Origin of the sequence: Dysgonomonas sp. GY617 (genome assembly GCF_015233815.1) — a bacterium.
Classification (GTDB): Bacteria; Bacteroidota; Bacteroidia; order Bacteroidales; family Dysgonomonadaceae; genus Dysgonomonas_A.
This window is the reverse complement of sequence record NZ_JADCLR010000021.1, coordinates 1-17,231: the sequence shown is the minus strand read 5'-3', so window position 1 is coordinate 17,231 and position 17,231 is coordinate 1. Positions and strand designations below refer to the sequence as shown.

9 protein-coding genes and 1 pseudogene are annotated in these 17,231 nt (G+C 35.6%); 9 read left to right on the top strand and 1 reads right to left on the bottom strand.

Annotated features, from left to right (window positions below; all coding sequences use genetic code 11):
- Positions 1 to 73 precede the first annotated feature (73 nt).
- From IR022_RS09905 to IR022_RS09880, 6 genes are all read left to right on the top strand, one after another.
- Complete coding sequence (locus IR022_RS09905; RefSeq protein WP_194203583.1) at positions 74 to 1,729, top strand: DUF6377 domain-containing protein; 1,656 nt, start codon at positions 74 to 76, stop codon at positions 1,727 to 1,729.
- Positions 1,730 to 1,987: 258 nt separating this feature from the next.
- A complete protein-coding gene (locus IR022_RS09900) occupies positions 1,988 to 5,101 on the top strand; it encodes a SusC/RagA family TonB-linked outer membrane protein (protein WP_194203582.1) in 3,114 nt (1,037 codons plus the stop codon).
- A 14-nt stretch (positions 5,102 to 5,115) separates the two neighbouring features.
- A complete protein-coding gene (locus IR022_RS09895; RefSeq protein ID WP_194203581.1) occupies positions 5,116 to 6,804 on the top strand; it encodes a RagB/SusD family nutrient uptake outer membrane protein in 1,689 nt (562 codons plus the stop codon).
- A gap of 11 nt (positions 6,805 to 6,815) precedes the next feature.
- Positions 6,816 to 7,349 (top strand): hypothetical protein, encoded by a 534-nt coding sequence (locus tag IR022_RS09890; protein ID WP_050710441.1) that lies wholly within the window; start codon positions 6,816 to 6,818, stop codon positions 7,347 to 7,349.
- Between the two features lie 112 nt (positions 7,350 to 7,461).
- Entirely contained in the window at positions 7,462 to 10,110 is a 2,649-nt protein-coding gene (locus IR022_RS09885) for a glycoside hydrolase family 2 TIM barrel-domain containing protein (RefSeq protein ID WP_194203580.1), read from the top strand.
- A 29-nt stretch (positions 10,111 to 10,139) separates the two neighbouring features.
- On the top strand, positions 10,140 to 12,473 hold the full coding sequence (locus tag IR022_RS09880) for an alginate lyase family protein (RefSeq protein ID WP_194203579.1): 2,334 nt from the start codon (positions 10,140 to 10,142) through the stop codon (positions 12,471 to 12,473).
- 60 nt (positions 12,474 to 12,533) lie between these two features.
- Here the strand turns inward: IR022_RS09880 and IR022_RS20240 are convergent, their stop codons facing one another.
- A complete protein-coding gene (locus tag IR022_RS20240; RefSeq protein WP_157258268.1) occupies positions 12,534 to 13,400 on the bottom strand; it encodes a helix-turn-helix domain-containing protein in 867 nt (288 codons plus the stop codon).
- 285 nt (positions 13,401 to 13,685) lie between these two features.
- On the opposite strand from IR022_RS20240, the gene hemH reads away from it, so the two are divergent.
- The 3 genes and pseudogenes from hemH to IR022_RS09860 all read left to right on the top strand — a co-directional run.
- Entirely contained in the window at positions 13,686 to 15,041 is a 1,356-nt protein-coding gene (gene hemH, locus IR022_RS09870) for a ferrochelatase (protein WP_199327765.1), read from the top strand.
- Between the two features lie 831 nt (positions 15,042 to 15,872).
- On the top strand, positions 15,873 to 16,799 hold the full coding sequence (locus tag IR022_RS09865; RefSeq protein ID WP_194203578.1) for a hypothetical protein: 927 nt from the start codon (positions 15,873 to 15,875) through the stop codon (positions 16,797 to 16,799).
- Between the two features lie 114 nt (positions 16,800 to 16,913).
- A pseudogene (locus IR022_RS09860) lies at positions 16,914 to 17,231 on the top strand (hypothetical protein); the annotation flags it as partial.

Sequence of the window (17,231 nt, the reverse complement as noted above, 5' to 3'; positions counted from 1 at the left end):
TCTTCGATAACCTGATAATCATAGGCTAAGTTCTGATCGTGATAAGAGATCTTAAGTCTCAATCTAATATAATATGAAAAAAATATTTATTCTTTTTACTCTCTCTATTTGGGGGATTGGTTTGATGTCTGCCGCGGACAATGAATTAGACTCTTTACTAAAAGCTTTGGATGATAAAGTAAAACAGGATAAAACCTATGTAGAGTTAAAAGAAAATAGGATAAAAGAATTAAAAAATAAGAGAACATATCAGAATATAGATAAGAATGAACTCTACTTATTAAATAAATCGTTATACGAAGAGTACAAAACTTACATATCCGATTCGGCACTCTACTATTTAAATAAGAATTTGGATATTAGCTATTCTTTAAATCAATCTGAAAAAATAAATGAGACCCATATTGAAATTGCAAGACTATGTTCTACTCTGGGCATGTATTGCGAATCTTTTAGTGCGATTGGCAAAGTCTCAAAACAGAATTTAAATAAAGAGCAAATAGCAGAATACTATTTATGTTATAAAAATATTTACGGAGGACTGGCTTTTTACACTCAGAACCAACGAAGTAAGAATGAATATTGGGGGCAATACAAAATATACGTAGACACACTGTTTCTGATATTAGAGCATAATTCTCCCGAATACTTAAAGTTAAAAGAGACTATTCTCCGGCAAGAAGGGCGTGTGGAAGAGGCTCTCGCAATAAACGATCTACGATTGAACCTTACCCAAAATGGAAAAGAAGATTATGCTCTTATTACTTTTCACCGATCACTCCTATATCAGAAGAATGGCGATATTCTGAATCAGAAAAAGTATCTATGCCGAGCAGCAATTTCTGATATTCAGTCAGCAATAAAAGATAATGCAGCCATTTCGATGTTAGCTAACATACTTTTTGAGGAAGGAAATATAAACAGAGCATACGATTATATTCGTTTCTCTTTAAGTAATGCCAATATATACAACACTCGTCTGCGTGCATCGGAAATATTGAATGTACAAACAATCATAGATCAGGCATATCATGAAAAAAGCGAACATCAGAAAGATAAGCTGAGACTTTATGTCATATATATAAGTGTCCTATTAGTCTTGTTGTTGGTGCTTATCTTCTTTATTTATAAACAAATGAAGAAAGTAGAAGCTATGAGTATTCATGTGAAGGAATCTAATGCTCAATTGAAAAATCTTAATGTTGCCCTGCAAAATATGAATGAAGAGCTTCAAAGAACCAATATGGAAGTTGTTGAAGCCAATCAGATAAAAGAGGAATATATTAGTTACTTTCTTCATCAATGTTCTGAGTATATTGATAAGATGGATGCTTACCGCAAGATGGTTAATCGTAAGATAAAAGATCGTGAGATTGATGAGTTATATAAGATTACTAAAAACAACAATCTAAAAGAGCATGAATTAAAAGAATTGTTTCGAAACTTTGATACTATGTTCTTACATCTGTTTCCTGATTTTATTGAAGAATTCAACTTATTACTTCAACCCGAAGAACAAATTATACTCAAAAAAGGAGAGCTAAATACCGAACTACGTATTTTTGCTCTTATTAGACTCGGAATTAGTGATAGTTCGCAGATTGCAAGTTTTCTTGGATACTCAGTAAATACAATTTACAACTACCGTGCTAAGGTTAAAAACAAAACCAAATTTTACAGAAGTGATTTTGAAAATCAAGTTCGGAAGATAGGAACCTTCTCGAGGTAGACAACTCCTCCCGTTTTCTCGTTTTTTCACTTTAATAGCCTTCATTCTTGTATATAGACTCTATATGCAATCCACTTTTTTGTGTATCCTCCTATTTTATACAAATCAATATAACAGACATTTACATTACTTTTTGGATCTTGTCAATTCACTAATTACCCACTTAGACAAACATAAGAATAGTATCCCTCCTATTTTTGTTATCAGTAAGAGCAGGCCTTCTCCGAAAAGTTAACAATAATCAAAAATCTACTATTCATGAAAAAGAATCTATCAAAAAGATTAAAGAAAAGCTATGTCTTCGTTTTTCTTCTGCTTCTCTTTCACGTAAGTCTTTATGCTCAAAACACAACGATGACCGTTCGAGGACGAGTTATAGATGATGCAATGAAAGAACCCTTAATAGGACTTACTGTACACGAGAAAGGAACAACAAACGGAACGCTTACAGATATTGATGGTAACTACACACTTAACACAAAATCGGGAGCTACACTGGTATTTACATTTCTAGGTTATATTCCACACGAAGTCGTTGCTAATAAAAGTCAGATAAACGTAACGATGAAAGAAGACTCCCAAATGCTAGACGATGTAGTCGTTGTAGGTTATGGGACTCAAAAGAAAGTAAACCTTACGGGATCTGTTGCAGCGATAGATGGATCTACTATTTCTTATAAATCTTCATCCGATGTATTATCAGCAATGCAAGGTGAAATGCCGGGTGTCGCTGTTTTAAGATCGGGAGGACAACCCGGAAATGAAACTTCGGGGGTACGTGTTCGCGGATTTTCGTCAGCCAATGACACCAAAGCACTAGTTTTAATAGATGGGGTTGAAGGTGATATGAATCTCTTAAATCCTAATGATATAGCTAACATATCGGTCTTAAAAGATGCTGCTGCAAGCTCAATCTATGGAGCTCGGGCTGCTGCCGGAGTAATTCTTATAACAACAAAATCGGGAGGTGAAGGTAAAGTACGTATTTCATACAACGGATACTTTGCAGTAAATACTCCGGGACTGATGCCACAACGTTTACCAGCATGGGAAGAACAGAAGTTTATTAATGAATCTCGTATAAATGCGAGCGGTGCACCCGAATGGAATGAAGAGCAATCGTCTTGGGTAGGTAATCCTAACTTTAATTACCGCCCTAATAATACGAATGGTCGCTGGGATTTCTTTCAAGCAACAAACTGGATTGCCGAAGGAACAAAAGATCATACTAGTCAGCAAAACCATGGAGTTTCGATCATGGGTGGAAATAAAGAGTTGAACTATTTGGTATCAGCCGGATATTTCTCTAAAAATGGAATATTAAAATATGGTCCAGACAAAAACGAACGCTATAACTTAAGGGTTAAACTTAACTCGGAGTTAAATAAATATATGAGCTTCGGCATAAATGCAAGTTATAACGGGCAATTTATGGAAGCAAATTCTTATAAACCCGAAAATATCTTAGAACGCCTATATAGAGTACGAGGACGTCAGCCAATTTATAATCCAGAAGAAGATATCAACTTTAAGACTAATCCTTATAATGGAGATTTGCAAGTGAATCCTATTGATTTAATGAGAAATGGAGGAAGTAACGAAGAGCGGTACGAAGCTTACATGGGAAGAGGTGAATTGCATATACATAACTTGGTAAAAGGACTTCGATTCCAATTAAGTGCTTCTCGACAATCTGGCTATTTTAATAGTAAAGTCATAAAACGTACATTAACATGGTATGATCGTTTGGGTACAACTATACGTTTCCAAGAAAACAACCCAAATTCACTAGAGAAAAAGAAGAACTACGATTATCATAACAACTTTGATGCTCTAGCCTATTACGACTTTAGTGTAGGTAAACAGAGTTTCAATATTCTGGTGGGAACTTCTTATGAAAACTACCGAAAGGATGAAGTGAAAGCCATAGCTAAAAATTTGAATTCGAATGATTTCTTTTCGTTTAATGCCTATGATTCTTCAATACCTACAAATACACAGTTGAGCGATCTTGTAGAAACTTGGAGTATGATGTCATATTTTGGCAGAATAAACTACAATTACAATAACCGATATCTGTTCGAAGCCAATGTTCGTTATGATGGAAGTTCACGTTTATCGCAAGGCAATCGTTGGAAAGCTTTCCCTTCGTTCTCTGTCGGATGGCGTATCAATGAAGAAGATTGGTTTAACATAGACAAAATTGACAATCTGAAGTTTCGAGCATCGTGGGGACAATTGGGTATAGGGGGCATTGTAGGATTTTACGATTATTTACCTCTGCTCAGCGATGGCTCAATCATGGGAGACAAATACTATTATCAAGAAAGACTGGCAGCTAAAGATAAAAGTTGGGAAGTAGTATCAACAACCAATATTGGATTTGATGTTGATCTTCTATCCTCTCGTCTGAGCTTTGTTGGTGATTATTATTGGAAGACTAATAATGATATGCTTATTGAATATAACCTGCCTAACCTAGTAGGCGTCAAAGCTCCATATGGTAACATCGGGAGATTGAAAACCTGGGGATGGGAGTTTCAGGTAAATTGGAGAGATAAGATAGGTGAGGTAAAATATCAGCTGGGTTTCAATCTATCCGACAGCGAAAACGAACTCGTTAAACTCAATGGAGCTAACACAATATCAGCTGGTTCTAAGAAATTTTTGGAAGGATACCCATTAAATACCATTTGGGGATATCAGACCGATGGATTCTGGTCAAGTAGAGAAGAATACCTTGCTTATAAAAAAGCAAATCCCGGTTATGAGTCATTCAATGATGCGAATGTAAGCGGGGGTGATACCCGATATGTTGCCCAAGGAGGTTCTAATCATACTATCGGTGCCGGAGGCGGTACACCAGAAGATCCGGGAGATCTTATTTATCTCGGTAATTCTAATGGGCGCTATCTATATGGATTGAACATTGCATTACAATGGCGAAATTTCGACTTCTCGATGTTGTGGCAAGGGGTTGCAAAACGTAAGATTTTGATTGATACAGGTACGATTGCACCATTCCAATCAACAGCAAATATGCCATGGACCATACATCGTGATTACTGGACCGAAGATAATCAGAATGCATATTGGCCACGTTTATACAATGGAAATGCATTCAACTATCAACCCTCAGACAAATGGGTACAAAATGCAGCTTATATACGTCTCAAAAATGCTCAGTTTGGTTATACTGTGCCCGTTAGGAAAACAGTTATTGATAAGTTGAGAGTATATATTGCCGGTGATGATATTTGGGAACACTCCGATCTGTTATCCGTTTTCGATCCGGAAGTAACTAATGATGCGAAAGCAAGTTACTACCCATTCTTCCGTAGTTGGACTGTTGGTATTAATGTTACATTCTAAATTGTAAGATAATTATGCAAAAGATATATTTATTATTAATGGTTTCTGTTCTGTTCTTTTCGTCTTGTGACTTAGATAAAGTTCCGGAAACCTCTTTAACAGACGTTGCATTCTGGAGAACTGAAACCGATGTACGTGGGGCATGTAATCGTATGTATGACGAGTTAGCAGGATTTACCTATATGTCTAACACTAGTAACAATGGAGGTAGAGTTTATCATGATACTCGTTCCGATGAATTGGTGCAAACCTCAGCAAATGGAGTTTCGGCAGGTAGTCGTACTGTACCAACTACTTCTTTAAATGATTGGACTGATCCATATACTCGTATTTTCACAGCTAATAATATATTAGAGAAAGCCCCAAATTCGAACTTAGAAGAGGCAGCATTGAATAGATGGTTAGCTGAAGCTTATTTCTTTCGGGCTTATTATCATTTCTTGTTAGTAAAACTGTATGGTGATGTTCCGTTGGTTCTAAAAGCAGTGGCTGATCCTAACGATCCGGCTATTTTTACCGGTCGTACACCTCGGGAAGAAGTTATTCAGCAATGCTATAAAGATTTGGAGTTTGCAGCACAATGGTTACCAACCAGGGCTAAATTGGCCGAAAAAGATTGGGGCAGAGTTACTCGCTCGGCAGCATTGGGTATGATTGCTCGCATAGGATTGTATGAAGGTACTTTTATTAAATACCATAAGCTTGGCAATGCTTACAGCGCACACCTTAAAAAGTCGATTGATGCGACAGAATTATTAATGAAAGAAGGGCACGATCTTTATCCTGATTTTCAGAAACTATTCACTTTCAGTGGTGAAGGACCTAAGAATCTAGAAAATATTTTCGTAAAAGTATATGGTCCTAATGGAGCAGGAACAACAGTTCATGGTAATTCGAGAGAAATGGAAAACCGCGTTTCAGTAACCCGACAAATGATAGATTTGTTCCTTTATAGCGATGGATTGCCTCGAGAGAAGTCTCCTCTTAAAATCTCTCCAGAGAAAAGCTTTGATGACGCTCTGGCAAACAGAGACCCTCGTTTAAAGATGACAGTTTACAGCTTAGGCGAAGATGCTTATAAAGGAGCTTATATTCCTTTTGTTCAACAACACGGAAATGGCTATTCATTGAAGAAAGGTTTTATGTTGGATGAGTGGGTAACAGTTTATAAAGAAACTGTAGATAAAGCAATTATCCGCTATGGCGAAATACTGATTTCTTACGCTGAAGCTTTATACGAACTTAATGGATCAATAAGTAACGATCAACTCGATAAAACCGTGAATAGATTACGTACTAGAGCCAGATTTAATGTAAAACTGACCAATGATTTTGTTACAGCTAATGGCTTAAACATGATTGATGAAATTCGTCGCGAACGAACTGTTGAATTACTGGACGAAGGTTTCCGCTATGATGACATTATTCGCTGGAAAATTGCAGAGGTAGTACTGCCTACTTATATTATTGGAGCCAAGTTTGTAGATTCAGAAACAACTAAAGTGCGTAAAGATTTACAAATGAGACTAACGGATGCAAACGGAAAATTGAATGGACAACAAGCGTATAACGAAGCTGATATGTATGTTATTGAATTAGGAGGCGATCGAAGATTCGATCCTGAAAGAGATTATTTATATCCGATCCCTCTGAATGAAGTTGCTCTTTCGAAAGGAAATATTACTCAAAATCCTAATTGGTAAAAAAAAGACATATGAAAAAGATATTATTAATATTATTGGCAATAATAGCTACATGCTCATTTACAAGTTGTAGTGATGACGAATGGAGTGATGGAGACCCAGCAATGGAACACATCTATTATATTGGTTTTCAAGATTGGGGAAAACTAAAAAATGATGTTGTATTCAACATAAAGCAGGGAGAAACATTGGCTATACCAATTCAATTTCATAGTGAACGGGTTCGTTCATACAATGTGGTGACCTACTACTATGTATCAGGAGCGTTAATAAGAGGAACAGATTATCAGATAGTAGATGAAGCCGGTAAGGTTTTAGAACCTGATGCAAACGGAGCATTTACGACTGATTGGCCTCAAGCAATAAAGGGAGTGAAAAATATATATGTAAAAGCTCTCAATGCCTCAGTCGGTTCATTTAATGTGCTGACATTCGATCCTAAAGATGAAATTACATATACAAATATCACAAATAGTATTACGAATGACTATGAGGTGAGATCATTTACTCAGAATTATAAAGTAACAGTCAATATCAAAAAATAAAGTAGTTTTTAAAGATTCTTTTATAGTTGAGTCAAGAAGAGGAAGGACATCATACCTAGTAAGTTTGTGTTCTGCCTCTTCTCTCTTATTTTTAATTTACAAAAAATCTCTGATGAAAAAAGCTTGTACAACATCACTCTATCGATTTACAATTGTGTTTATCTATTTATTTCTGTTTTCATTAACAGTGGGTGCCCAACGAGATATAAAAACCATAAATGACGGATGGCGATTCCTAAAACAGGATGTAACCGATGCATCTCGGGTTGGTATAGACGATAAATTATGGGAAAGAGTATCGATACCCCATACTTGGAATAGTGATGCCTATACAGATAAAGCATATTACAGAGGGATTGGATGGTACAGAAAAAATATATACTTATCCGATGAATACAAGGACAAACAGTTATTTGTAAGATTCGATGCGGCTAATACTGTGGCTTCTGTATATGTAAATGGAAATATGGTGGGTGAACATCGTGGAGGCTACACTTCATTTACATTTGACATTACCCCCTATTGTCTTATAGGTAAAGAGAATCTTATAGCTGTGAAAGTAGATAATTCGTTAACCGATGTACCTCCGGTTTCGGGAGACTTCACTTTCTTTGGAGGAATATATAGGGATGCTTGGTTAATATCTACACCTAAACAGCATTTCGATTTGTCTGACTTTGGTTCTAATGGTGTGTTTATTGACACCAAGGACGTCTCCGAATCTTCAGCCCTTTATACGGTGAGAGGAGCCATAAAAAATGATGAATCATTAGTTAAGAAGGTAGAAGTAGTTTATACAATAAAAGATCCACAGGGAAGGATTATCAAAACAGATAAGAACATCGTTTCTATTCAACCCAATGAGAAGAGAGGTTTCTCTTATTCAGGCAAGGTCGAAAATCCACAACTGTGGTCTCCTGAGAATCCTAATTTATATGCGATTGAAACGGCTATTTATGATTCGAAGTCAAAAAAGGTATTAGATAAAATCAATAATAACACAGGTTTCCGCTGGTATAAATTCGATGGAAAGGAAGGTTTCTTTCTCAATGGAAAATCTTATAAACTGAATGGAATGTGCAGACATCAAGATCAAAAGCCGATTGGCAATGCTCTTACCGATGAAATGCACCGCAGAGATATGCAGATGATCAAAGAAATGGGGATAAACTTTATCCGCATCTCTCATTACCCTCAAGACGATGCCATACTCGAACTATGCGATAAATTGGGAATATTAGCATGGGAAGAAATTCCTATTATAGATATTGTTCCCGAGGATGCCAATTATCCGGTAAATTGTGAGAATATGCTGAAAGAAATGATCCGCCAGCATTATAATCATCCTTCCATTATTATGTGGGGATATATGAATGAAATACTCTTAGTAACACAACGAAAATTTAAGGGAGATGACCTTAAAGTAGCAACCGACCGAGCTTTGGCTTTAGCTAATCGTCTCGAAAAGGTTTTGAAAGAAGAAGACAAATTTCGTCCCAGTGTAATGGCTTTTCATGGAAGTGATTCATATAACAAAGCCGGCTTTAATGATGTTGTAGATATTGTAGGCTGGAATCTGTATCAGGGCTGGTATTCCGACGGTTTCACCGGTTTTGAAAAATTTCTGCAAGAACAACAAAAGCAACATCCAGATAATCCTAAAATAGTTAGTGAATATGGAGCTGGATCCGACAAACGTATACACTCTTTGTTTCCAAAACGATTTGACTTTAGTGTGGAGTATCAGCAAGAATACATTGAGCATTATCTGTCTGTGATTGAAAAAGAGAAGTATGTAAGTGGCGCGACCTATTGGAATTTTATAGATTTTGGATCAGCTCTACGTGACGAGTCTATGCCTAGAATCAATAACAAGGGACTCGTTTATTCGGATCGAACACCTAAGGATGTATATTTCCTCTTTAAAGCCTTTTATCGGAAAGATGTTCCCGTTCTTCATATTGCATCTCACGATTGGCAAAAAAGAACGGGTATCACTAAATCGGGAGAGCCTTGTGTACAACCATTGAAGATATACTCTAATTTGACTGAGGTCGAATTATTTCAAAATGGTAAGTCTCTTGGTATAAAAAAATGTGAGAATCGTACTGCAACATGGCAAGTCCCTTTTATTACAGGAGATAATTTTTTGATGGCTAAAGGTGTATTCGATGAAAAACCGATAGAAACCGCTCTATCCATCTCTTTCAACTCAATACCCGAAATATTAGATGCTGAAAATTTAAAATCATTAGAATTAGCTATAAATGCAGGAAGTTCTTCTTTCTATACATCTCCCGAAAGTGGGTTGACTTGGTTACCCGATAGAGAATACTCTGCCGGAAGTTGGGGCTTTATTGGTGGCAAACCTTATCAAACGCAAGGAGAGATTCTTGCAACAGCAGATAATCCCTTATATCAGAGTTTGAGAGAATCGCCGGATCAGTATCGCTTCGATGTTCCCGCAGGCAGATATGAAGTAGAACTATCATTCTCCGACATATTCACACCTAAAGAGAAGCTTGCTTACGATCTAAGTGAGGCTACGCAAGATTCTTCTGAGAATGAGAGCATCTTCGATATTGTTATTAATGACAAAGTTGTAGAATCGAAAATAAACCCTGCTAGAAGCTCTGGATTTTATGGGCTCGAAAGAAAGAGGTTCATCATAGAAGTTGGAGAACAGCATTATATCGAAATAAAGTTTAGATCTTTTTCAGGAAAATCATTTATGAATGCTTTAAAGGTTAGAAAGTTATAATTATATTGATCGTTTAAACCTATTAATCTATGAAAAAAACACTTATTCTATTTTTCGTTTTATTAGGGATAATACCCTACGCTAATGCTCAATGGATATGGGATATCAGCAAAATGACATCTGTAAAAACGGATATCAATTCACTCACTTATTCAAGTGCATATAGGTCACTTTTGAAAGATGCCGACCGAGCTATGCAGAAGAAATCTGTATCGGTGACTGATAAAAAGCCTATTCCTCCCAGTGGAGACATACACGACTATGTAAGTCTGAGTCGTTATGTTTGGCCAGACTCTACAAAGGCAGACGGATTGCCCTACATTCACAGAGATGGGCAATCTAACCCCGAATTGGAGAATTATGATAGAAACCCTTTAGGAGAAATGGCTAATGCTGTAAATACATTATCATTGGCTTATTTCTTTAGTGGTGATGAGCGTTACGCAGAAAAAGCAACAGAGTTTCTTCGTGTCTGGTTTCTGAATGAAAAGACAAGGATGAATCCAAATCTCAATTACGCGCAATTCATCCCAGGACTTAATGATTCGAAAGGTCGTCCTATGGGATTAATTGATACCTATTCGTTTGTTGATATGTTGAATAGTGTAAAACTTTTGGAGAAGTCAAAGAGTTATACTCAAAAAGACAAGGAGGGTTTGCAAAGATGGTTTGCTGAATTTACCGAATGGTTTGAATCCAGCGAACAAGGTATTGGTGAAAATAATGCTAAAAACAATCATGGTTTGGCATACGATGTTCAACTCGCAACCTATTTCTTGTTTTCAGGAAATGAAAAGGGTGCAAAACGAGTTGTAGAGGAATTTCCGACAAAACGTATGTTTGCACAAATCGAACCTGATGGTAAACAGCTACAGGAATTACGTAGAACATTAGCGTTTGGATATTCAGAGTATAATATTCGTCATATGATCGATATGTTTGCAATAGCAAAATACTTCGGTAAGGATTTACATAAAATGGAATCGTCTGATGGCAGAAGCTTTTATAAAGCGGTTGACTATCTCAGTTCTTTTCTGGGCAAAGATGTTTCAGATTTTCCTTATCAGCAAATAAGCGGTTGGGAAGCTAAACAACAAGAGCTATGTGAAGATCTTTTTCGTATTGTTGACCTTGATCCATCCAAGCAAAATTATGTGGCACTGTACAAGAAATACAGTAACCAAAAAATGTCCGATCGCAACAGGCTCCTTTTTGGTGCACCCGATGCAATAGACGAAGTTTTCTCGTTTACTACTCGTCAATACGATTATGCTTTTCTATGTATGAATAAATCTTTAGCAATGACAGATAAAAAGAATCTGGTTAATCCTCGTACAGTAGAAAAAGATGGAAGTCTAAGAATGGTGTCTCCACGCGATTGGTGTTCGGGTTTCTTTCCCGGAGCACTTTGGTATGTATATGGATATACTGAAGAAAACCAATGGAAAGAAAAAGCGAATAAACAATCTCTATTAATCGAAGGTGAGAAAATGGATAGAAGTACTCACGATTTAGGATTCAAGCTGTTTTGTTCTTTCGGAAATGGTTATAAGTTGACTAATGACAATCATTACAAAGAAGTCCTTTTACAATCTGCTGAGACTTTGTCGAAAAGATTTAATCCTAAAATAGGGGCTATTCGTTCGTGGGATCATCATCGAGACCAATGGCAATTTCCGGTAATTATAGATAATATGATGAATTTAGAGCTTTTGTTCTGGGCAGCAGAAACCTCGGGCAATAAAAAATATTATGAGATAGCGGATAAACATGCCCAAACAACTCTGAAGAACCATTTCAGAAACGACTATTCATCTTACCATGTGGTTAGCTATGATACGATATCAGGGAAAGTGGAAAAGAAACAAACTCATCAAGGATACTCTGATCCCTCTGCATGGGCAAGAGGTCAGGCTTGGGCATTGTATGGCTTTACTTTATCGTACCGTTATACAAAGAATGTTGATTATTTGAAGTTAGCAGAGCAAGTAGCTAAGTTTATCTTCTCTAATCCTAATATGCCTGCGGATATGATTCCTTATTGGGATTTTAATGACCCTGCTATCCCCAATGCACCGAGAGATGCTTCTGCTGCGTGTATTATTGCTTCCGCGCTATATGAACTTTCAGAATATAGTGTAAACAAAGCACAATACACAACATGGGCTGATACAATACTAAGTAGCTTGATTGATAATTACATGGCTCAGGAGGGAACAACACAAGGTTTCTTATTATTACATTCAACGGGTAATTACCCTTCATCGGATGAGATAGATGCTCCTATTGTATATGCCGATTATTATTTCTTAGAGGCTTTGTCGAGAAAAAAGAATATAGAAAATAATAAAGCTTTATATTGAGGTTGTGAGTTAATTTGCAGAATTTACACAAAAGGGGAGTGCTATTAAGTACTCCTCTTTTTATATATTTCTATACTGAAAGGGAGTTATTCCCGCAGTGTCTTTAAAGCATTTTGTAAAATAAGAAGCATCGTTGAAGCCCAGATTTAGGGCAATATCTCCAATGGGTGTATCTGAGTATTTTAATTGAATTTTGGCTTCCAATATCCTTATTTCATTTAAAATTGTATTCGCTGTTCTTCCCGTAGTCTGCTTTACCGATTTATTTAAATGATTAGGTGTTATATTCAACAGTGAAGCATAAAAATCCAGATTTTGGTGTTCACTTATATGTTGCATCAATAAATCATGGTACTGTTTCGCTATTCTAAAAGATTTTGAAGGATAGGGATCAAGTGCGCTCTCTGAAAGAATTTTTCGGGTTTCGTAAATAACAGCTGTTATGTAGGTTCTTATTAGTTGATAATCTATATCTACGTCATTATATAATTTAGATAAGCTTTCAAAGCAAAATAGTATTCTCTCGAAAGCAATTGTTGGTAGCCTCACTGGATAGCGACGCATAAAACTATTGATGTATGCAAGCTCATATTCCAAGCTGTTTTTTATGTGTATGCAATCTAGAAACTTTGTATTGAAGTAACAATAGAACCCTTTTACTGTATCTGACAGTGGGTGTAAAAAGGTAGTTTGTCCGGGTAAAGAAACATATAGCTCTTTAGGATTTATTTGAATTTGTATAGGATCAGATTCTCTTACAAGAAAACCTTGCGTTACAAATAGTATTTCATAAGTATCTTTTCTTTCTGTATATGCATCTTGGAATGATTGTTCTTTACAATTATCAAGAGAAGCTACAAAAAAATAGTCAGAGCAACTCTTTCGTTCTTTATTCTCTTTCAAGGAGTCTACATTCTGCTTTTTCACACTATAAAAGATTATTTGTTCTGTTTTATAAAGATAGAACAATTCTAAATAAGAGAAACTATTTGAATAAATCCCAGGTCGTCTTTTAATCAAAAATGATTGTTTATTACTATTCTTATCACTTATTTTGCTAATCGATTATATCTATATATTCTAACTTTGTATTACATTGTAGCGTAGGTTCTCAACCCGAAATGTGTCTCTGTTTGAGTAATTATTGTATTTTATATTTGTATCTACTCTCTTACTCTCATAAATTTCAGTAAATTGTAATTCTAAAATAAAATGTTTGAGAAATTTAAGATAAAATGGAATATTTATTCCAATTGGCAATTAACCATAATCTTCATCGTATTTTCGGTTACGGGTAGTGCTGCCATGGTTGTGCGAAAGTTTGTATTCGAATTGATCGGTATTACCTCCGACACATCTCTTTGGATAAAAGTTCCGCTTTATATATTGATTTTGATTCCTGCATATCAGATATTATTGATAGTTGTGGGAACTATTTTCGGACAATACCGTTTTTTCTATGAATTTCAGAAGAAAAGTATAGGACGTTTTTACAGAAGAACGAAAACAGAAGATAACACCAACAAACAAGAAGTGACAATGAATAATTCCGTGAAAAATAATGAAACAGCTGTATTACTGCTGAATTTGGGAACACCTGATGAGCCTACTGTTAAAGCAGTACGTCGTTATTTGTTTCAGTTTTTTAATGACAAAAGGGTGATTGATTTGCCATGGCTTTTTAGAAAGATATTGGTGAATTTTATCATCGTACCTTTTCGTGCACCTAAATCAGCCAAACTATATCAACAACTATGGACAAAGGAGGGGTCTCCTTTATTAATAAACACGGTTGAATTAAAAAACAAACTCCAAGAAAAGTTAGAAGATAAAGCTTCTGTTTTTATGGCTATGCGTTATCAAAATCCATCTATAAGAGCAACTCTAAATTCAATTCGTAAAGAAGGATACAGCAAGATCATTCTTCTACCTCTCTTTCCCCATTATGCATCGTCAACAACCTCTTCGGCTATTGAGACTGTGTGGGATGAAATCAGAGGTTGGAATGTAATTCCGAGCGTTCATATAATTAATCAATTCTATGACCATCCCGGATTTTTAGATGCTTTTGCTCAACGTATATCATCATATAATCTTGATGATTACGACTTCGTTCTTTTCTCTTATCACGGATTACCGACTCGCCATACAGATAAAATTCATCCAAAAATATCCACAGCTAGCTGCAATTGTGATGAGGTTATGCCCGAGCATGGCAAGTTTTGTTATAGAGCAACTTGTTATGAGACAACTCGTCTTTTAACTCAACGATTGGGCTTATCTAAAGAACGCTATTCAACTTCATTTCAATCACGGTTGTCTAACTATTGGTTAAAGCCTTTTACGGATGCTACATTGGCTGAACTTCCTCTTAAGGGAATTAAGCGTGTGTTAGTGGTTGCTCCGGCATTTGTCGCAGATTGCCTTGAAACAATTGTTGAAATTGATTTTGAATACAAAGAGCTATTTGTTGCCAATGGAGGTGAGAAACTAACTATGGTAGAAAGTCTTAATGCAGACGATCGATGGGTAGATGCCGTAAAAGATATGGTGTCAGGTTATATCTAATCATATTTGGCTTATAATATACATCTAGATGTGCGACTTTATTGCTCTCTTTTTATTATCCTGAAAAATTATTCATCAGTCAGATAATATTAAGGATGATTTCCAGCTTAAATAATACGGCTTAATTCTGATTGAGAATTAAGCCGTATTATTTTTCTGTTGTATATATTGTTTGATATTTTGAGGGAACTGAAGCAGCACCTACCAATATAATTTTTTGTTAGAAGATAAATAAAACAAAAAAGACTCTCAATTTCTTGAAAGTCTTTTTTTGTTTAGTGATCCCGCTGGGGCTGAATACTGCTTTGTATCCATCACTATATCAACAAGTTTAAAATCTATATTTTACAAACTCCACCTATTTCGTAGCAGGTTTCCTTCTGTATTTTGCAGCCGTTTACATGCTGACTTATATCTACAAATATATAAAAAAGATGAATATATAATCTCTAACCCATGACATTTTCACTAACGATTATTTCTTTTAATTAGTAAAGGTATAAACCAATCCTACTATGGTGATAAGTAGTTATAAATAGTACAGGACTAATTGTAATTCTATATTATTTTAATGTTGTTAAAATAAAAAATATGTTTATTTTTGTTTGAAAATGCGATAACAAAACCTTATGAAGAAACACAATAATCCAATCTCAACTTTATTTATCTATAACTAAGTAAAAGCATCCGATTCTTTCTTTTATATGCCTATATTTTATGATAGCTTATTCTAACCTATCATAAATCATCTCATTTAAATCAGTAAAAAGGATAAAAAGCCTACCGACAACTTACGACAACAAAGCCCAACAATTAATAAATTTATATTTTATGACAAGAACATTCTTATCTAGAGTAATAAACTCTATTGTCAAGAAAAAACAAACTACTCTTATTAAAAGAATACTTATTGTATTTCTGACTTTAATTAGCATTCCCACTTTTTCTCAAACCTATACTAACCAGAATGGAGTACAAACCAGTGTTATCGGTAACTTTACAGCTAATCAAACACAAGCCAGAAGGTTCGAAATAGCAACAGTAGGTTATAATTCTTATAGCTGGCAACCGGGAGCAGTGATAATTGTAGAATTATTTCATATTACCTATTCAACAGGATATGAAAAGTACTCAGTTGAGATTGGATATGCACAGGGTGGACAAGGAAATCCGGAAGTTAAATTAATAGATTCACAAGGTATAAATCATAATGCAAAGATAACATTAGGTACACCCTACAACCTGGCAACACAGGAGGGAGGCTATATCAATAAAGCCATTCCTGTATACCTTGATATAAGGTACTACAGCCATTACAAAGTTAGACTTACTTATATGCATACAAAGGTTACTGCATTAACGGCTCTTAATCAGATACAAATTAATGAGAGTCCATCCCCTATAAACATTCCGGATTTTACTGTATCTACAATCATTAATGAAGACGTAAATCGCTCAGGGAATTTAATGATTAGAGGAAACGGGAATCATTTTATTGAAAAAGGCAATGTCGGTATAGGAACTAGTAACCCGAAAAAACTTCTTGATGTAGCAGGTACCATTCATGCACAGAATGTCGAGATAGACCTAAACAATTGGTCTGATTTCGTCTTTGACGAAGATTATGAACTACCTTCACTTCAGGAAGTAGAAGCCCATATAAAGGAGCACAAGCATTTACCTAATATTCCATCAGAAGATGAAGTCAAAGAGGAAGGTATAAATATTGGAGAAATGCAAGCTAAACTTCTTCAGTAGATTGAAGAATTAACCCTCTATGTTATTCAACAAGAAAAGAAGAATCAAGAACTGGAACAAAAAATAGAAATACTTCAAACCTCTTTGTCTAAAAAGAAATAAAACAATAACCATATGAAAATCCTACATCTCTTCATTTTGATTCTCTGCCCATTATTCACATTTGGTCAGATTAATCTCCAGTACAATGGACTCCGCTCCGGCGATGAAATCATCAAACAACAAGTCGACTACAAAGATCCAGGAAGATCTGGTGAAAATGTTATATGGGATTTTGGCAAGCTAAAGTCTGTCAATGATGAATATTCTCTTGTGTACAGCTCTCCTGTACTACAAGAAAAGTCATTTTATGTTATGGGCTATGATACTATACAAGTAAAGAATACAGCTCAAAATTCGCTGATTATTGGTACTGAACACAATACGATGTAT

What these genes read in the sequence shown, in the direction of transcription:
- IR022_RS09890 (WP_050710441.1), top strand. Translation starts at nt 6,816, where the DNA reads ATGAAAAAGATATTATTAATATTATTGGCAATAATAGCTACATGCTCA.
- IR022_RS09865 (WP_194203578.1), top strand. Translation starts at nt 15,873, where the DNA reads ATGACAAGAACATTCTTATCTAGAGTAATAAACTCTATTGTCAAGAAA.
- IR022_RS09900 (WP_194203582.1), top strand. Translation starts at nt 1,988, where the DNA reads ATGAAAAAGAATCTATCAAAAAGATTAAAGAAAAGCTATGTCTTCGTT.
- IR022_RS09885 (WP_194203580.1), top strand. Translation starts at nt 7,462, where the DNA reads ATGAAAAAAGCTTGTACAACATCACTCTATCGATTTACAATTGTGTTT.
- IR022_RS09880 (WP_194203579.1), top strand. Translation starts at nt 10,140, where the DNA reads ATGAAAAAAACACTTATTCTATTTTTCGTTTTATTAGGGATAATACCC.
- hemH (WP_199327765.1), top strand. Translation starts at nt 13,686, where the DNA reads ATGTTTGAGAAATTTAAGATAAAATGGAATATTTATTCCAATTGGCAA.
- IR022_RS09905 (WP_194203583.1), top strand. Translation starts at nt 74, where the DNA reads ATGAAAAAAATATTTATTCTTTTTACTCTCTCTATTTGGGGGATTGGT.
- IR022_RS09895 (WP_194203581.1), top strand. Translation starts at nt 5,116, where the DNA reads ATGCAAAAGATATATTTATTATTAATGGTTTCTGTTCTGTTCTTTTCG.